This is a genomic window from Halomonas sp. BLK-85, assembly GCF_044792155.1.
In the GTDB taxonomy this organism is placed as follows: Bacteria; Pseudomonadota; Gammaproteobacteria; order Pseudomonadales; family Halomonadaceae; genus Vreelandella.
This window is the reverse complement of the sequence record NZ_CP087731.1, coordinates 2,663,508-2,681,680: the sequence shown is the minus strand read 5'-3', so window position 1 is coordinate 2,681,680 and position 18,173 is coordinate 2,663,508. Positions and strand designations below refer to the sequence as shown.

At 54.9% G+C, this 18,173-nt stretch carries 6 protein-coding genes; 4 read left to right on the top strand and 2 right to left on the bottom strand.

The features are described from left to right. The first annotated feature begins 74 nt into the window (after nt 1-74). The 3 genes from dapA (at nt 75) to purC (ending at nt 2,867) form a co-directional block, all read left to right on the top strand. The gene (gene dapA, locus LL947_RS12110; RefSeq protein ID WP_499833348.1) at nt 75-977 is read left to right on the top strand and encodes a 4-hydroxy-tetrahydrodipicolinate synthase; all 903 of its coding nucleotides are present in this window, start codon (nt 75-77) and stop codon (nt 975-977) included. Between the two features lie 59 nt (nt 978-1,036). After that, nucleotides 1,037-2,029 carry a lipoprotein, NlpB gene (locus LL947_RS12105; RefSeq protein WP_499833347.1) on the top strand — a complete coding sequence of 331 codons (993 nt, stop codon included), beginning with the start codon at nt 1,037-1,039 and terminating at the stop codon, nt 2,027-2,029. Nucleotides 2,030-2,150: 121 nt separating this feature from the next. Further along, nucleotides 2,151-2,867, top strand: coding sequence for a phosphoribosylaminoimidazolesuccinocarboxamide synthase (purC, locus tag LL947_RS12100; RefSeq protein ID WP_404414223.1), 717 nt, complete (start codon nt 2,151-2,153; stop codon nt 2,865-2,867). Here the strand turns inward: purC and LL947_RS12095 are convergent. After that, nucleotides 2,864-3,010: a hypothetical protein gene (locus LL947_RS12095; protein ID WP_499833346.1), complete on the bottom strand. Its 147-nt coding sequence runs from the start codon at nt 3,008-3,010 to the stop codon at nt 2,864-2,866. The genes purC and LL947_RS12095 overlap by 4 nt on opposite strands. A gap of 6 nt (nt 3,011-3,016) precedes the next feature. Further along, nucleotides 3,017-3,769, bottom strand: coding sequence for a response regulator transcription factor (locus LL947_RS12090; protein ID WP_499833345.1), 753 nt, complete (start codon nt 3,767-3,769; stop codon nt 3,017-3,019). A gap of 1,197 nt (nt 3,770-4,966) precedes the next feature. Here LL947_RS12090 and LL947_RS12085 point away from each other — a divergent pair. Further along, the gene (locus tag LL947_RS12085; protein WP_499833343.1) at nt 4,967-18,154 is read left to right on the top strand and encodes a YadA-like family protein; all 13,188 of its coding nucleotides are present in this window, start codon (nt 4,967-4,969) and stop codon (nt 18,152-18,154) included. Nucleotides 18,155-18,173: the final 19 nt, after the last annotated feature.

Genomic DNA, 18,173 nt, shown 5'->3' with positions numbered 1-18,173 from the left:
AGACGCAGCCGCATAATCCATTACAGCCCGTCACGCGTGACGCTCTCATAATTTTGTAGTTGAGGAATAAACGGATGATCACAGGCAGCATTGTCGCCCTCGCGACGCCGATGAAGGTCAATGGCGACATCGACTGGGAGGCGCTACGTCGTCTGGTGAACTTCCATCTGGAAAACGGCACTGATGCCATTGTCGCTGCAGGTACCACAGGCGAGCCCACCACCATGTCGTTTGCCGAGCATTTCGATGTGATCCGCAGCATAGTGGAAGAGGTTGATGGCCGGATTCCGGTGATTGCCGGCACCGGCGCCAATGCCACGTCGGAAGCCGTAGAGTTGGCGCGCTATGCCGGTGATGTCGGGGCAGATTACTGTCTGTCGGTCTGCCCGTACTACAACAAGCCGACCCAGGAAGGTCTCTACCAGCACTTCAAGGCGGTGGCAGAAGGCAGCAAACTGCCGGTTATTCTGTATAACGTTCCGGGCCGAACCGTCGCCGATCTGTATAATGAAACCGTGTTGCGTCTGGCGGCGCTCGACAACATTGTTGGCCTGAAAGATGCCACCGGCAATCTTGAGCGCGCTGAAGACCTGATTACCCGCCTTAAGGGCAGCGGTTTCATGCTCTACTCCGGCGATGATGCCACGGCCTGTGACTTCATGTTGATGGGGGGGCACGGCGATATCTCGGTCACTGCCAATGTGGCACCCAGGGCCATGCATGAGTTATGTGTTGCCGCGGTGGCCGGTGATGCCGACAAGGCCCACCAGATCAACACGCGCTTGATGCCGTTACATACCAATCTGGGGATCGAGGCCAATCCGATACCGGTCAAATGGGCACTGGGCCGTATGGGCTATGCTGAAGCCGGTATCCGGCTGCCGCTGACCTGGTTGTCGGACAAATACCACGCCACGGTGAGCGAAGCCCTGCAACTGGCGGGCGTTATTGAAGAAAACCAAGTTGAGCTCCGTTAACTCTGCATTCGCCAGTGCAGGTCGAGGTGTTCAGCCCTTTTGTCAAACGTGAAGGTGGCATGATGAGTTCTGTGCTTGAAAAACGCGCGCTTAAATGGATTCCGCTGGCGCTGGCAACTGCCCTTGTGATGTCAGGCTGCGCGCGCGATGGTTTCTACCATGACCGTAATCTGGACTACGCCGATATCGAGCTGGGTGAACCCTTGATGCTTCCAGACACGCGAGACCCCAGGCGTTATGGTGATGCGCTGCCCATTCCACGGGCTGACATGCTGGGGAGCGTCGACCAGGTGGCCGATGTGCGCCCCCCTCAGGCGATGGGGGTAGGTAGCCGCATGGAGGCCGAATTTGTCGAGCGCCGCGAGATCGGCGATCAACAGTGGCTGGTCGTCAATGCAGCGCCGGCCGATGTCTGGCCCCAACTGGAAGGCTTTATTGGCAGCCGCGGCATGAATGTTACGGCGGTTGATAATGACCGTGGCCGTATCGAGACCGATCAGGGCCAGCTCAGTGTGCAGCGCGCACTGCGTTCGGGCAGCACGGAAGTGCGCTGCGAACAGGGCGGGCAGTCGTCGAGTCGCTGCCTGGATGCCTTGCAACGCTATTTTGAAGGCCGCAGTGCCAGTGCCAGCAATAGCGCCAGTGAAGCCTCCTGGCAGGCGCAGCGCATGGATGAAGAAGATGCCTTGGTGTTTCGCCAGCAGGACGAGCGCTGGGAAGTGGTGATTCCCCATCCGGTTGAGCCGGTGTGGGCCGAAATCAACCACTTTATCGAGCAGGATTTCAGCGTGGAAGGCGAACGCAACCTTCTGGAAGCCAATGCCAATGAGTATGCCTTCCTGGTCAACTACATGACCTTGAGTGAGCGCAATCGTAATCCGCTGCAAATCGTCTTCAGCGCCGATGTTCGCCAGATGTCCCAGGACATCCGGCTGGAGTTGGAGGACAACGGAAACGAAACCGTACTACGTGCCATCAACGCCAGCGAACGTGCTTTTACGGCCGATGACCAGCGCGAACTGCTGGAGCGCGTTGCGGGCTACCTGCGCTGAAGCGGCCATCCAGTCTTAACCACATACACATTAACAGGCACACTGACCGGCAAATGGCAGCACGCCATTTGCCGTTTGAATGTCTATATCAGCCCCCGTTATGCCCCGTTTCGGAGTTACCATGGAAAAGCGCCAAGAGCTTTATGCCGGCAAGGCAAAATCCGTTTATACCACTGACGACCCTGATCTGCTGATCATGCATTTTCGTGATGACACCAGTGCCTTTGACGGCAAGAAAAAAGAATCCCTGGCGCGTAAAGGGTGCGTCAATAACGTGTTTAATGCGTTCATCATGGCGCGTCTGGAAGATGCCGGCATTCCGACTCATTTTGAAAAACGCCTGTCCGACACAGAAAGCCTGGTCAAGCGGATGGACATGATTCCGGTCGAGTGCGTTATTCGTAACGTGGCGGCAGGCAGCCTGGTCAAGCGTCTTGGCGTAGAAGAAGGGATGGCCCTCACGCCACCGACATTTGAGCTGTTTCTCAAGAATGACGAGAAAAGCGACCCCATGATCAACGAATCCCTGGCAGAAACCTTCGGTTGGGCAACGCCGGAGCAGCTAACCAGAATGAAGGCACTGACCTTCAAGGTTAACCATGTGCTCAAGCAGCTCTTTGCTGAAGGCGATATGCTGCTGGTCGACTATAAACTGGAGTTTGGTATCTTCAAGGGTCAGGTAATTCTGGGTGATGAATTCTCACCCGATGGATGCCGCCTGTGGGATGCCACTACGCGCGAAAAGATGGATAAGGATCGTTTTCGTCAAGGGTTAGGCGGCGTGATTGAAGCCTACGAAGAAGTCGGCCGGCGGTTAGGCGTTCAATTTACGCACTAACGGGCAAGGCCCGTACCCAGCGCAAGACGGTAACGCCCTTTCACGTGATAAAGGGCGTTTTCACTTTCCCGCACAGCGGCGTAAATCGACATGTCAGCCTCGCTCTGGGCCATATCTTCCCCCGGTTCGGGAGGAAACGTCACCAGGCCCTAGCCTGCTCTTAGCGAATCCTGCTTGTCTTCATTGGGGGCATTGACAGCTTGCAGCCGATAGCCGTAACCGTAAACAGACACCAGGTTCCAGCCATGCTCGGCGGTCAGCTTGAGCTTCTTGCGCACACGGTGAATATGCACATCCAGGGTGCGCGTATTCGGGTCATTGCTACGCCCCCAGACATATTCATACAGATAGGAACGCGAGAGTGGGCTACCTAACTGGTTGAGTAACAGGTAGGCCAGGCGGAATTCCTGACGCGTCAAGGCGACTTCTTCTCCCGCGACAAAAGCGACTTCACGGTTGGAATTGAGCCTGATGCCGCCGAATTCCAGTTCACTTTGTTGTGCCGTGGCGGATGTCCGCAATGAACGACGCCGAATGGCCGCAAACGCCCGGGCGGCGAGCTCCTTCGGACGGAAGGGCTTACTGATGAAATCATCGGCTCCTGCATTGAGGGCTTCAATGATATCACGCTCTTCCTGACGTTGAGTCACCATCAAAACGGCTGGCAGGGCTTCAAGGTATTTTTTCATCCAGTCGATCAGACCAATCCCCGTACCGTCAGGCAAGTGCCAGTCAAGAAAGACAATATCAAAAGTCTCCCGGCTGGCCACTCGGATGAAATCCTTGCCAGACTCAAAGGACGTGATGGTCACGCTAATGTTCCTTTCCTCAAAGCCACTCTGTAAGGCGCTATGGATCAGCCTTATCATCACAGTATCATCTTCTACGATTGCTATACGCATAAGCTTTATTCCAGATGGTATTGAAGGTGCCGCTAACATTTTTCCCTAAAATTGAGTCGGCGCGCCAAAAAATTAACTTAATGTAAATATTTAACATTAAGTAAGATTGTTATCCCTGTCGGTTCTTATTTAAAAGCGGTTAACTTTCGGAAAAAATACTTCATTCTTGCCCATAATGCCAGTGACAGTAACTTCCCCGTACAGCGCTGTTATAGCCACGCCGCGGGCTATCTGCATAGCCGGTCGTCCTGTAAATAACCACTAAATAACAAAGGTTTATAATTTTTAAGCGTGGAAAAATATCGAGTTTATTAAATATTCTTAAGGAATTGCAGCGCGTCATGTATCGACTAATTTCCAATCCGAATTAAAATAAAGCCATCAGCATTGTAAACAATGATTTATATCGCGGTGGAAAAAATCACCCATAAAAAGCTGACAGCGCAGGTTGAAAACGGCTATTCCAGTCAATTTTTTGCGCGGTGACTGACGGGCTGCCGAGTATAAAAATTAGCCGGCTAACTTAAAGTTATGCAAGTCATGCATGCTATAGCATTGACACAATCCGCCCGTTTCATTTCTCCTCTAGCGGTAATGCGCAACGACTCAATAGGGTGTCACCCGCGTCTGCAAGCATAGCGCTGCTTTCCATACAGTCTTGGTTAACATTGAGGGCAGCGGTTGGAAGCATGAATCGCCCATGAAGACGCATGTATCGACAATCTTGCCGCTCATTTTCATGCCTGTCTTTCAGCACCTGCGTAACAATTTTAACGGTAAAAAACGCCAACATTCGTGCAAAGAACATCCTCTCCGCGTTCAGCTCAGCCATCCATCCCGGGGTATCAGGCGCGTGGGTCTTAACCGCTTCTATGCAAGAAGCGTATACGCGTTAGCCAGCGCAGTACTTCCTTCAAAAGCCTGGTGGCAGCAGCCTGCGCATTTCTGGCATCAGGCTTGCTGAAGCCGGGTGGTCAACCGCGAGCAAGTTGATGACCTGACTATCTCATGCCTGGGTGAACAATTGTTAAGTAATGTTGATGTGGGGTGTCTGGAGATCGAAAATGCCTTCAACTTGATACTAGCCCTGGCTAATCGGGGCCGTTAGCAAGGTTGTAGGTCACTGATCCTGTCAAGGATGGCAGTGGTGCAGGAACGGACCTGCCCACCACCCTGATAAAGAATGCGGAGCAAATCATGAATAGAGTATTTAGGCTTGTCTGGAACCGGACCCTGGGTCGTGTCGTCGTTACTTCTGAAGCCGCCCGTAGTGTCGATAAAGCGAACGGTGCCCGTGGTCGGATTGGTGCTGTAGCCGCTACCGGAAGAAGTGTGCTTGCAAGTCTCAGTAGATTTGTTCCCTCCCCTTTGGTCGCGGCTATCCTGATGGCGACATCGCTTCCTCTCTCAGCGCAGCAAACGGTAGAAACTACCCTGGATCCTGATGTCATCAGGTTCATCACCGGAGATAACCTGCTTGTCTCTCTAGTAGAGGCCAATGATGCTACGAATGATATTGCTGAGTTTACCCTTGAGCTTGACCCCGATTTAGAGGTAGACAGCCTTACCATTACTAACGGGCCAAGCCTCACAGCAAACGGTATTGACGCAGGTAACAACGTCATCAGTAACGTGGCGGATGGTGTAGCAGCGGGTGATGCGGTCAATTTTGGCCAGTTCGAACCGGTGAAGGATCTGGTGGATTCGATAGATTTCGATCTGTTCACTGAAGGTGAAGGCATCAAGTATTTTCGCGCTAATTCTAATGACGACGATGCACAGGCGACCGGTTTTAACGCCATTGCGATTGGCCCAAATGCAGAAGCCCGGCGCAATAACTCTTTCGCTGCAGGTGATCGTGCTGAAGCTTATACAAAAAGAGGCATTTCAATCGGTTTTAGAGCCGGTGAGGGCTCAATAGGTGGCTTCAATGATGACCGTGTATCGCACATTGCAATCGGTGATCAAGCTGGGCAAAACGTCGATGGTAACGAAAATATTGCCATTGGTTCTGGAACTGGCTCGGATGTAACTGGTGATCAGAACACCGCGCTGGGTAATCGGGCTGGCACTTTTGCTGAAGGTAATTTCAATACATCCATCGGCAATAATGCCAATAACCTGACAGCGACAGAGCTTATTTCCCGCGCCACCGCGGTGGGTGCAGATTCATCCGCGGAGACCGATGGTACTGCCCTGGGCTATAACGCGTCAGCGTTATCTCAGGGTACTGCCTTCGGCTCAGGGGCTGATGCCGGCGAGGGCAGTGTTGCCATTGGCCAGAACACGGTTGCATCGAGTGGAAACATTGCCCTGGGAACAGGCAGTGAAGCGTTAGCAGGTGATGAAACCGGTACTGGCTATATCACAGGCAGTGCATTTGACGGCACGGTCCTCTCCATTGGCAACTCTGGAGGATCTGGAGGAGGTGTACAGCGGCGTATTGTCAACGTTGCGGATGGCGCCAACGACTACGATGCCATCAACGTTCGCCAGTTAGAGGCGTCTCAACAGAGCGTTGCAAATTTGGTGGGGGGTAATGTCACCCTGGAAGATGATGGAACCTATAGTGGCTATGTCATAGAGCTACAGGATGGAAGTGGAAATAACCAGCAATACGGTACGGTTGCTGAGGCTATTAATGCTGTTTCAAGCGGTGCTATCAGCGTTTTGCCGGGTGATGCCGTTATCTATAACCCGGATGGAACCATTGACATTGAAGATGGGCAGTTGGCCAATCAGGCCGTTAGCGTTAGTCAGCTTAATGAAACCGTAGCTGAGAACGCTGTTGAATACTTTAGTGTCAATGCCAGTGAATTACAGAACGAAGACAATTCCGGTGCGACAGGGGTTAATGCAACAGCAATCGGCCCGGTTGCAACTGCAGCGGGTGACTTTTCGTTGGCGGCAGGTCATCAGGTTAATGCAGCCGAAGAGCAAAGCACTGCGATCGGCTTTAACGTTGCTGCGTTGGGTAAAAATTCAACGGTGCTGGGTAATAACTCAGATGCGTACGGTGATGGTGGTGTGGCGATCGGTCAGAGTGCTGTAAGCCAGGGTGAAAACACCATCACGATGGGTACTAATGCCCAGGCAGACCCTAACAGTGGCAATAGCGTGGATAACTCTATTGTCATTGGTACTGATGCAGAATCGATTGCGGAAGAAGGTATCGCTATCGGCCAGAGCGCGTGGGCCACCAGAGATCGTGCCGTTGCACTAGGTTCGGATGCTCATGCGACCGGTTTAAACGCACTAGCCTTTGGTACAGATTCTCAGGCCAGAGCCACAGATTCTCAGGCCAGTGGAACCAATGCTGATGCCAGATCCACAGATTCTCAGGCCAGTGGAACCAATGCTCTAGCCAGGGGGACTGGCGCAATTGCAACGGGGACCAACTCGGTTACCAGAGCCAACAACGCAATTGCAACAGGTACCCAGTCTCAAGCAAATGGAGAGGATTCAATTGCAACAGGTACCGAGTCTCAAGCAAATGGAGAGGATTCAATTGCAACAGGTACCGAGTCTCAAGCAGATGAAGTGGATTCAATTGCCATAGGAACGCAATCCCAGGCGATTGTTGAAGGAGGCGTTGCCCTTGGTGCAGGTTCGTTAGCTGACACGGCTGCTGGCGAGACCGGCTATAAGCCGTTTGGGGCAACAGCTGTTGATATTGTGGCGATTGATGCTACTGAGGCAACTCAATCAGCGGTAGATGTGGGAAGCCGTCAGATTACAAGCCTGGCAGCGGGTACCCAGGATGATGACGCGGTGAACGTCAGTCAGTTAATTGCCTCACAGTCCAAAGTAGAAGCGGGCACCAACACTGCCGTTACGACCTCAGATAACCCTGATGGTGGCACCATTTACACCGTGGATGCTGACGGCACCACGGTCAGTAACGGTTCAGACGCCGTTACAGTGACCTCAGACGGTCCTGACGCTGATAACGTGACGGATTACGCGGTTGACCTCAGCCAGGACAGCAAAGACAGCCTGGAAAATGCCAACAAAGGCTGGGACGTTCAGGTTAATGCTGAAACCGCGGATAACGTCGCGCCGGGTGAAGCCGTTCAGTTTGTCGATGGCCAAAATATCGCGATTACCCGTGATAGTGATCAGGTGATCAAAGTGGCCACGGCTGACGACGTTGAGTTCAACCAGGTCACCATTGGCGATGCCACTGACCCAGCTAACAGCACAGTGCTCACCAATGTCGACGGTGCTCTGGATGTGAGTGGCGATCAGATCACCAATGTGGCAGACGGTGACATAAGCGATACCTCCACTGACGCGATTAACGGCAGCCAGCTGTTCGCGACCAATGAAAACGTGGACACCAACACGACCAACATCACCAACAACACCACCGCGATCAATGAAGGTCTCAACTTTGGTGACGGTGCTACGTCAAATAACTACGCGTTAGGCGACACCATTAATGTCAACGGTGATGCCAACGTTACCTCTACCACCTCGGCGGACGGTGTGCAGCTTGGCCTGGCGGACGTGATCAATGTCGGGTCTGACAACCCTGTCTCGATTGATGGCGACACCGGCACCATTGGTGGCCTGACCAATGACACGTTCGATCCGGATAACTTCACCTCCGGCCAGGCGGCGACGGAAGACCAGCTGAAAGATATCAGCGACGTGGCCAATGCCGGCTGGGACGTTCAGGTGAATGCTGAAACCGCGGATAACGTCGCATCGGGTGAAGCCGTTCAGTTTGTCGATGGCCAAAATATCGCGATTACCCGTGATAGTGATCAGGTGATCAAAGTGGCCACGGCAGATGATGTTGAGTTCAACCAGGTCACCATTGGGGATGCTACGGACTCGACCACGAGCACGGTGCTCACCAATGTCGACGGTGCTCTGGATGTGAGTGGCGATCAGATCACCAATGTGGCAGACGGTGAAATAAGCGATACCTCCACTGACGCGATTAACGGCAGCCAGCTGTTCGCGACCAATGAAAACGTGGACACCAACACGACCAACATCACCAACAACACCACCGCGATCAATGAAGGTCTCAACTTTGGTGACGGTGCTACGTCAAATAACTACGCGTTAGGCGACACCATTAATGTCAACGGTGATGCCAACGTTACCTCTACCACCACGACGGATGGTGTGCAGCTTGGGCTGGCGGACGTGATCAATGTGGGGTCTGACAACCCTGTCTCGATTGATGGCGACACCGGCACCATTGGCGGCCTGACCAATGACACGTTCGATCCGGATAACTTCACCTCCGGCCAGGCGGCGACGGAAGACCAGCTGAAAGATATCAGCGACGTGGCCAATGCCGGCTGGGACGTTCAGGTGAATGCTGAAACCGAGGATAACGTCGCGCCGGGTGAAACCGTTCAGTTTGTCGATGGCCAAAATATCGCGATTACCCGTGACAGTGATCAGGTGATCAAAGTGGCCACGGCTGACGACGTTGAGTTCAACCAGGTCACCATTGGGGATGCTTCGGACTCGACCACGAGCACGGTGCTCACCAATGTCGACGGTGCTCTGGATGTGAGTGGCGATCAGATCACCAATGTGGCAGACGGTGAAATAAGCGATACCTCCACTGACGCGATTAACGGCAGCCAGCTGTTCGCGACCAATGAAAACGTGGACACCAACACGACCAACATCACCAACAACACCACCGCGATCAATGAAGGTCTCAACTTTGGTGACGGTGCTACGTCAAATAACTACGCGTTAGGCGACACCATTAATGTCAACGGTGATGCCAACGTTACCTCTACCACCTCGGCGGACGGTGTGCAGCTTGGCCTGGCGGACGTGATCAATGTCGGGTCTACCAACCCGGTCTCGATTGATGGCGACACCGGCACCATTGGCGGCCTGACCAATGACACGTTCGATCCGGATAACTTCACCTCCGGCCAGGCGGCGACGGAAGACCAGCTGAAAGATATCAGCGACGTGGCCAATGCCGGCTGGGACGTTCAGGTGAATACTGAAACCGCGGATAACGTCGCATCGGGTGAAGCCGTTCAGTTTGTCGATGGCCAAAATATCGCGATTACCCGTGATAGTGATCAGGTGATCAAAGTGGCCACGGCAGATGATGTTGAGTTCAACCAGGTCACCATTGGCGATGCCACTGACCCAGCTAACAGCACAGTGCTCACCAATGTCGACGGTGCTCTGGATGTGGGTGGCGATCAGATCACCAATGTGGCAGACGGTGAAATAAGCGATACCTCCACTGACGCGATTAACGGCAGCCAGCTGTTCGCGACCAATGAAAACGTGGACACCAACACGACCAACATCACCAACAACACCACCGCGATCAATGAAGGTCTCAACTTTGGTGACGGTGCTACGTCAAATAACTACGCGTTAGGCGACACCATTAATGTCAACGGTGATGCCAACGTTACCTCTACCACCTCGGCGGACGGTGTGCAGCTTGGCCTGGCGGACGTGATCAATGTCGGGTCTACCAACCCGGTCTCGATTGATGGCGACACCGGCACCATTGGCGGCCTGACCAATGACACGTTCGATCCGGATAACTTCACCTCCGGCCAGGCGGCGACGGAAGACCAGCTGAAAGATATCAGCGACGTGGCCAATGCCGGCTGGGACGTTCAGGTGAATACTGAAACCGCGGATAACGTCGCATCGGGTGAAGCCGTTCAGTTTGTCGATGGCCAAAATATCGCGATTACCCGTGATAGTGATCAGGTGATCAAAGTGGCCACGGCAGATGATGTTGAGTTCAACCAGGTCACCATTGGCGATGCCACTGACCCAGCTAACAGCACAGTGCTCACCAATGTCGACGGTGCTCTGGATGTGGGTGGCGATCAGATCACCAATGTGGCAGACGGTGAAATAAGCGATACCTCCACTGACGCGATTAACGGCAGCCAGCTGTTCGCGACCAATGAAAACGTGGACACCAACACGACCAACATCACCAACAACACCACCGCGATCAATGAAGGTCTCAACTTTGGTGACGGTGCTACGTCAAATAACTACGCGTTAGGCGACACCATTAATGTCAACGGTGATGCCAACGTTACCTCTACCACCTCGGCGGACGGTGTGCAGCTTGGCCTGGCGGACGTGATCAATGTCGGGTCTGACAACCCTGTCTCGATTGATGGCGACACCGGCACCATTGGCGGCCTGACCAATGACACGTTCGATCCGGATAACTTCACCTCCGGCCAGGCGGCGACGGAAGACCAGCTGAAAGATATCAGCGACGTGGCCAATGCCGGCTGGGACGTTCAGGTGAATGCTGAAACCGAGGATAACGTCGCGCCGGGTGAAACCGTTCAGTTTGTCGATGGCCAAAATATCGCGATTACCCGTGACAGTGATCAGGTGATCAAAGTGGCCACGGCTGACGACGTTGAGTTCAACCAGGTCACCATTGGGGATGCTTCGGACTCGACCACGAGCACAGTGCTCACCAATGTCGACGGTGCTCTGGATGTGAGTGGCGATCAGATCACCGGCGTTGGCAGCGGTCTTGACGACCAGGTGTTGGCTGACATCACCGGCGATGACCTCAACAACGCGGTCAACGTGGGCGACCTTCAAGACGTCAATAACGACCTGATCGACACCGGCTTTAACATCGCTGCCGACAACGGTTCTGATGACAACGTCAAACTGGGTGAAACGGTCAACTACACCAGTGAAGATGGCAACGTCGTTACGACGGTTACCGACAACCAAATTGACTTTGGTTTGGCCAGCTCTATCGATGTGGGTTCGACCAATACGGTCACGATCGACGGTGACGCAGGTACCATTGGCGGCCTGACCAATGACACGTTCGATCCGGATAACTTCATCTCTGGCCAGGCGGCATCTGAAGACCAGCTGAAGCAAGTGAGCGATGTTGCCACTGCGGGCTGGGACGTTCAGGTTAATGCTGAAACCGCGGATAACGTCGCGCCGGGTGAAGCCGTTCAGTTTGTCGATGGCCAAAATATCGCGATTACCCGTGATAGTGATCAGGTGATCAAAGTGGCCACGGCTGACGACGTTGAGTTCAACCAGGTCACCATTGGGGATGCTTCGGACTCGACCACGAGCACGGTGCTCACCAATGTCGACGGTGCTCTGGATGTGAGTGGCGATCAGATCACCGGCGTTGGCAGCGGTCTTGACGACCAGGTGTTGGCTGACATCACCGGCGATGACCTCAACAACGCGGTCAACGTGGGCGACCTTCAAGACGTCAATAACGACCTGATCGACACCGGCTTTAACATCGCTGCCGACAACGGTACTGATGACAACGTCAAACTAGGTGAAACGGTCAACTACACCAGTGAAGATGGCAACGTCGTTACGACGGTTACCGACAACCAAATTGACTTTGGTTTGGCCAGCTCTATCGATGTGGGTTCGACCAATACGGTCACGATCGACGGTGACGCAGGTACCATTGGCGGCCTGACCAATGACACGTTCGATCCGGATAACTTCATCTCTGGCCAGGCGGCATCTGAAGACCAGCTGAAGCAAGTGAGCGATGTTGCCACTGCGGGCTGGGACGTTCAGGTTAATGCTGAAACCGCGGATAACGTCGCGCCGGGTGAAGCCGTTCAGTTTGTCGATGGCCAAAATATCGCGATTACCCGTGATAGTGATCAGGTGATCAAAGTGGCCACGGCAGATGATGTTGAGTTCAACCAGGTCACCATTGGGGATGCTACGGACTCGACCACGAGCACAGTGCTCACCAATGTCGACGGTGCTCTGGATGTGAGTGGCGATCAGATCACCGGCGTTGGCAGCGGTCTTGACGACCAGGTGTTGGCTGACATCACCGGCGATGACCTCAACAACGCGGTAAACGTGGGCGACCTTCAAGACGTCAATAACGACCTGATCGACACCGGCTTTAACATCGCTGCCGACAACGGTACTGATGACAACGTCAAACTGGGCGAAACGGTTGATTTCACCAGTGCTGACGGCAACATCATCACCACCGTGGATGACAATGAGATTGACTTTGGTCTTGGCAACGACCTGACCATCGGCGATGACGAAGCGCCAGGCTCTATCACCGTCAATGGCCAGGATGGGGAAGATGGCATTGCCCTTAACGGCGAAGACGGCACCATCGGTCTGACGGGCCCAGCGGGCACAGACGGTGCGCCTGCGGCCACCATTGGCGTTGAAGACGGTGCCCCTGGTGTTGACGGTGACCCCGGTACGGACGGTATTACCCGTATCGTTTACGAAGGCACAGACCAGAACGGTGACCCGATTACCGAGACCGTGGCGACCCTGAATGACGGCCTGAACTTCGCGGGTAACACCGGCGAGACCATTGCCAAAGAGCTGAACGACACGCTCAACATCGAAGGCGAGCTGGCTGATGGCGATGCGGCTTCCGGTGCCAACCTCCGGGTTGACAGTGCCGAAGGCCAATTGAACCTGGTGATGGCCCGGAACCTGACCGAGCTGGATAGCGCGACCTTCGGCGAGCCGGGCACTAACGACCAGTTCACCATCAATAAAGATGGCGTTGAGTTTGTTGACGCCGCAGGCGAACAGCGTGTTGGCACACCAAGCATTGCCGAAGATGGCATCGACGGTGGTAACAACCAGATCACCAGCGTCGAAAGCGGCCTGACCGGCACTACCCTGGCCGATGCTGAAGGCGATGACCTTACCAATGCGGTAAACGTGGGCGACCTTCAAGACGTCAATAACGACCTGATCGACACCGGCTTTAACATCGCTGCCGACAACGGTACTGATGACAACGTCAAACTGGGCGAAACGGTTGATTTCACCAGTGCTGACGGCAACATCATCACCACCGTGGATGACAATGAGATTGACTTTGGTCTTGGCAACGACCTGACCATCGGCGATGACGAAGCGCCAGGCTCTATCACCGTCAATGGCCAGGATGGGGAAGATGGCATTGCCCTTAACGGCGAAGACGGCACCATCGGTCTGACGGGCCCAGCGGGCACAGACGGTGCGCCTGCGGCCACCATTGGCGTTGAAGACGGTGCCCCTGGTGTTGACGGTGACCCCGGTACGGACGGTATTACCCGTATCGTTTACGAAGGCACAGACCAGAACGGTGACCCGATTACCGAGACCGTGGCGACCCTGAATGACGGCCTGAACTTCGCGGGTAACACCGGCGAGACCATTGCCAAAGAGCTGAACGACACGCTCAACATCGAAGGCGAGCTGGCTGATGGCGATGCGGCTTCCGGTGCCAACCTCCGGGTTGACAGTGCCGAAGGCCAATTGAACCTGGTGATGGCCCGGAACCTGACCGAGCTGGATAGCGCGACCTTCGGCGAGCCGGGCACTAACGACCAGTTCACCATCAATAAAGATGGCGTTGAGTTTGTTGACGCCGCAGGCGAACAGCGTGTTGGCACACCAAGCATTGCCGAAGATGGCATCGACGGTGGTAACAACCAGATCACCAGCGTCGAAAGCGGCCTGACCGGCACTACCCTGGCCGATGCTGAAGGCGATGACCTTACCAATGCGGTAAACGTGGGCGACCTTCAAGACGTCAATAACGACCTGATCGACACCGGCTTTAACATCGCTGCCGACAACGGTACTGATGACAACGTCAAACTGGGCGAAACGGTTGATTTCACCAGTGCTGACGGCAACATCATCACCACCGTGGATGACAATGAGATTGACTTTGGTCTTGGCAACGACCTGACCATCGGCGATGACGAAGCGCCAGGCTCTATCACCGTCAATGGCCAGGATGGGGAAGATGGCATTGCCCTTAACGGCGAAGACGGCACCATCGGTCTGACGGGCCCAGCGGGCACAGACGGTGCGCCTGCGGCCACCATTGGCGTTGAAGACGGTGCCCCTGGTGTTGACGGTGACCCCGGTACGGACGGTATTACCCGTATCGTTTACGAAGGCACAGACCAGAACGGTGACCCGATTACCGAGACCGTGGCGACCCTGAATGACGGCCTGAACTTCGCGGGTAACACCGGCGAGACCATTGCCAAAGAGCTGAACGACACGCTCAACATCGAAGGCGAGCTGGCTGATGGCGATGCGGCTTCCGGTGCCAACCTCCGGGTTGACAGTGCCGAAGGCCAATTGAACCTGGTGATGGCCCGGAACCTGACCGAGCTGGATAGCGCCACCTTCGGCGAGCCGGGCGCTGACGACCAGTTCACCATCAATAAGGACGGCGTCCAGTTTGTTGACGACGCGGGCGATCAGCGTGTCGATACGCCGAGCATTGCCGAAGATGGCATCGACGGTGGTAACAACCAGATCACCGGCGTTGGCAGCGGTCTTGACGACCAGGTGTTGGCTGACATCACCGGCGATGACCTCAACAACGCGGTCAACGTGGGCGACCTTCAAGACGTCAATAACGACCTGATCGACACCGGCTTTAAAATCACCGCGGATAACACCAATCTGACGACGGCTGATGACAACGTCAAACTGGGAGAAACGGTTGATTTCACCAGTGCAGACGGCAACATCATCACCACCGTGGATAACAATGAGATTGACTTTGGTCTTGGCAACGACCTGACCATCGGCGATGACGAAGCGCCAGGCTCTATCACCGTCAATGGCCAGGATGGGGAAGATGGCATTGTCCTTAACGGCGAAGACGGCTCCATAGGCTTGACCGGTAAAGCCGGTGCCGGTGCGGACATTACTGTTGCCGATGGTGAGCCAGGTGTAGACGGTATCGACGGTGAAACCACCACGCGGATTGTCTACGAAGGGCCTGAAGGCGAAGAAGAAGTCGCCACACTCAACGACGGTCTGAAGTTCGGCGCGAATGACGGCGATGTTCACAATGCCGAGCTGAATACCCAGGTAGATATCACCGGTGCGGCCGACAATGACGACTGGTCAGCGTTCGACGAAGGCCAGAACATCATGACGCAGGTCGACGATAACAACATCACCGTTGCCCTGGCCAAAAACCTAACTGGTCTAGACAGCGCCACCTTTGTCAACTCGAATGGTAATGACCGATTCACCATTAATGAGAACGGCGTTGAGTTTGTGGATGTAGACGGTAATCGGGATGAGACGGCACCAAGCATTGCCGCAGACGGCATTGATGGCGGCGACAACCAGATCACCGGCGTTGAAAGCGGCCTGAACGGCACTCCCCTGGCGACTGCTGAAGGCGACGATCTTACCAATGCGGTCAACGTGGGTGACCTGCAAGAGGTCTCCACCGCGGAGAACGGCGGCGGCTTCGGACTGGCAGACACTAACGGCGATAAAGTCACGCAGGATCTGGGCGAGACCATCACCGTCACCGACCCGGACGGCAACATCACCACCACCGCGGATGACGAAGCAGGCGAACTGCAGCTGGGCTTGGGCAATGACCTGACCATCGGCGAAGACGGTGACGCAGGTTCTATCACCGTCACTGGTGAAGACGGCGAGGACGGCATTGTCCTCAACGGTGAAGACGGCTCTATCGGTATCACAGGTAAAGACGGTGCCGGTGCGGACATTACTGTTGCCGATGGTGAGCCAGGTGTAGACGGTATCGACGGTGAAACCACCACGCGGATTGTCTACGAAGGGCCTGAAGGCGAAGAAGAAGTCGCCACACTCAACGACGGTCTGAAGTTTGTTGGCGACGACGGCGAAGTGGTTGAGCGTAAGCTCAACGAAACACTGGGTCTGACCGGTGGCGCGGATACCGACGCGCTGACAGACGACAATATCGGCATCACCCAGGATGATGAAGGTGGTCTGAAGGTTCAGTTGGCTGAAAATGTGGATCTGGGCAGCGACGGCAGCGTCAAGGCGGGAGATTCGTCGCTCGATACAGATGGACTGGTGGTGAATGACAGCACTGAGAACCCGACGGCAACTACCGAGGTAGAAGCGGGTAGGATCACTTTGTCGGCTAACCCAACCACGGGACCGGCTAACGAAATCGCGATTGATGCCAATACCGGCACCATTGGCGGATTGACCAACACCACCTTCGACCCGAACGCCACTTACACCGGTGGCCAAGCGGCGACACAGGAACAGCTGGGTCAGGTCTATACCGTAGCCAACGCCGGATGGAATCTGAGTGGCTCAGGTGAGAACTCAGTGAACATAGGGCCTGATGGCACCGTAGACTTCCGCGGTGACAATAACATTACCGTCACCCAGACCGGCGAAGATCAGGATGGCCGGATCGAAGTGGCCCTCAACGACTCTATAACCCTGGGTGAAGGGGAAGAGGCGGTCACCCTGGATGGCGATAACGGCCGCGTCAGCGTGGGTGACACCCTCATGAATGGTGATGGTGTAAGCGTTGGCGACGATGTTCAGCTGGGTAACGAAGGGCTGGTCATCGCTGATGGCCCAAGCGTGACCTCCAGTGGTATTGATGCCGGCAATAGCGTCATCACTAATGTAGCGCCGGGTGAGGAAGACACCGATGCGGTGAACGTCAGCCAGCTCAAGGATGGCGTGGCTGCCGCATCAACCGAGGTGAAAGCTGGCGATAATATCAACGTCAGCGAGGCTGACGGCGATAACGGTCAGACGATCTACACCGTGGAGACCCAGCGCGACGTGGACTTCGACAGCATTGAAGTCGGCAGCGTCGATATCGACCAGGGCAACGTCGATGAGAATGGCAACACCGTTATCACCGGTATGGGTCGTGGAGATATCAGTGAGAACAGCACCGATGCCGTGAATGGTAGCCAGCTGTGGGATGTGCAGCAGGGCCTGGGAGACATCAACGAATCCCTGACGGGTGGTCGCGACTTCGCGGCTGATGAAGGCAAGACAATCAACCGCAAGTTGGACGAAACCCTGACTGTCAGTGGCGACCAGAACATTACCACCAAGACCTCGGAGAGGGGTGTTCAGGTAACGCTCGAACGGGATCTTGATGTGGACAGTGTTACCACAGGCGGAACGACCATCAACGACAATGGCTTGACCATTGAAGATGGCCCCAGCGTGACGCGTGACGGTGTCGATGCAGGTGGCGAGGTGATCACCAATGTGGCGCCCGGCGTAGAAGCAAGTGATGCCGTTAACGTTGGCCAGATGAACGAGCTGGGGCAGCGTTTCCAGAACGAGATCAACAACGTCAATGGCCGTATTGATGACGTTGAGAAAAACGCTAACGCCGGTTCAGCCAGTGCTATTGCAGCAAGCTCTGTGCCTCAGGCATGGCGGTCTGGTGAAAGCATGGTGTCCGTTGGAGCTGGTACCTATGGAGGCGAGTCTGCTGTTGCGGTAGGCGTATCACGTCTTTCGGATAATGGCCGCTGGATTATCCAGGGTAAGGTTACCGGTGATTCGCAGGGCGAATTTGGGGCAGGCGTCGGCGCTGGCTGGCACTGGTAAGGGATAACGGGAGCATATG

Coding starts and splice junctions, on each gene's coding strand:
- dapA (WP_499833348.1), top strand. CDS start 75: ATGATCACAGGCAGCATTGTCGCCCTCGCGACGCCGATGAAGGTCAAT.
- LL947_RS12105 (WP_499833347.1), top strand. CDS start 1,037: ATGATGAGTTCTGTGCTTGAAAAACGCGCGCTTAAATGGATTCCGCTG.
- purC (WP_404414223.1), top strand. CDS start 2,151: ATGGAAAAGCGCCAAGAGCTTTATGCCGGCAAGGCAAAATCCGTTTAT.
- LL947_RS12090 (WP_499833345.1), bottom strand. CDS start 3,769: ATGCGTATAGCAATCGTAGAAGATGATACTGTGATGATAAGGCTGATC.
- LL947_RS12085 (WP_499833343.1), top strand. CDS start 4,967: ATGAATAGAGTATTTAGGCTTGTCTGGAACCGGACCCTGGGTCGTGTC.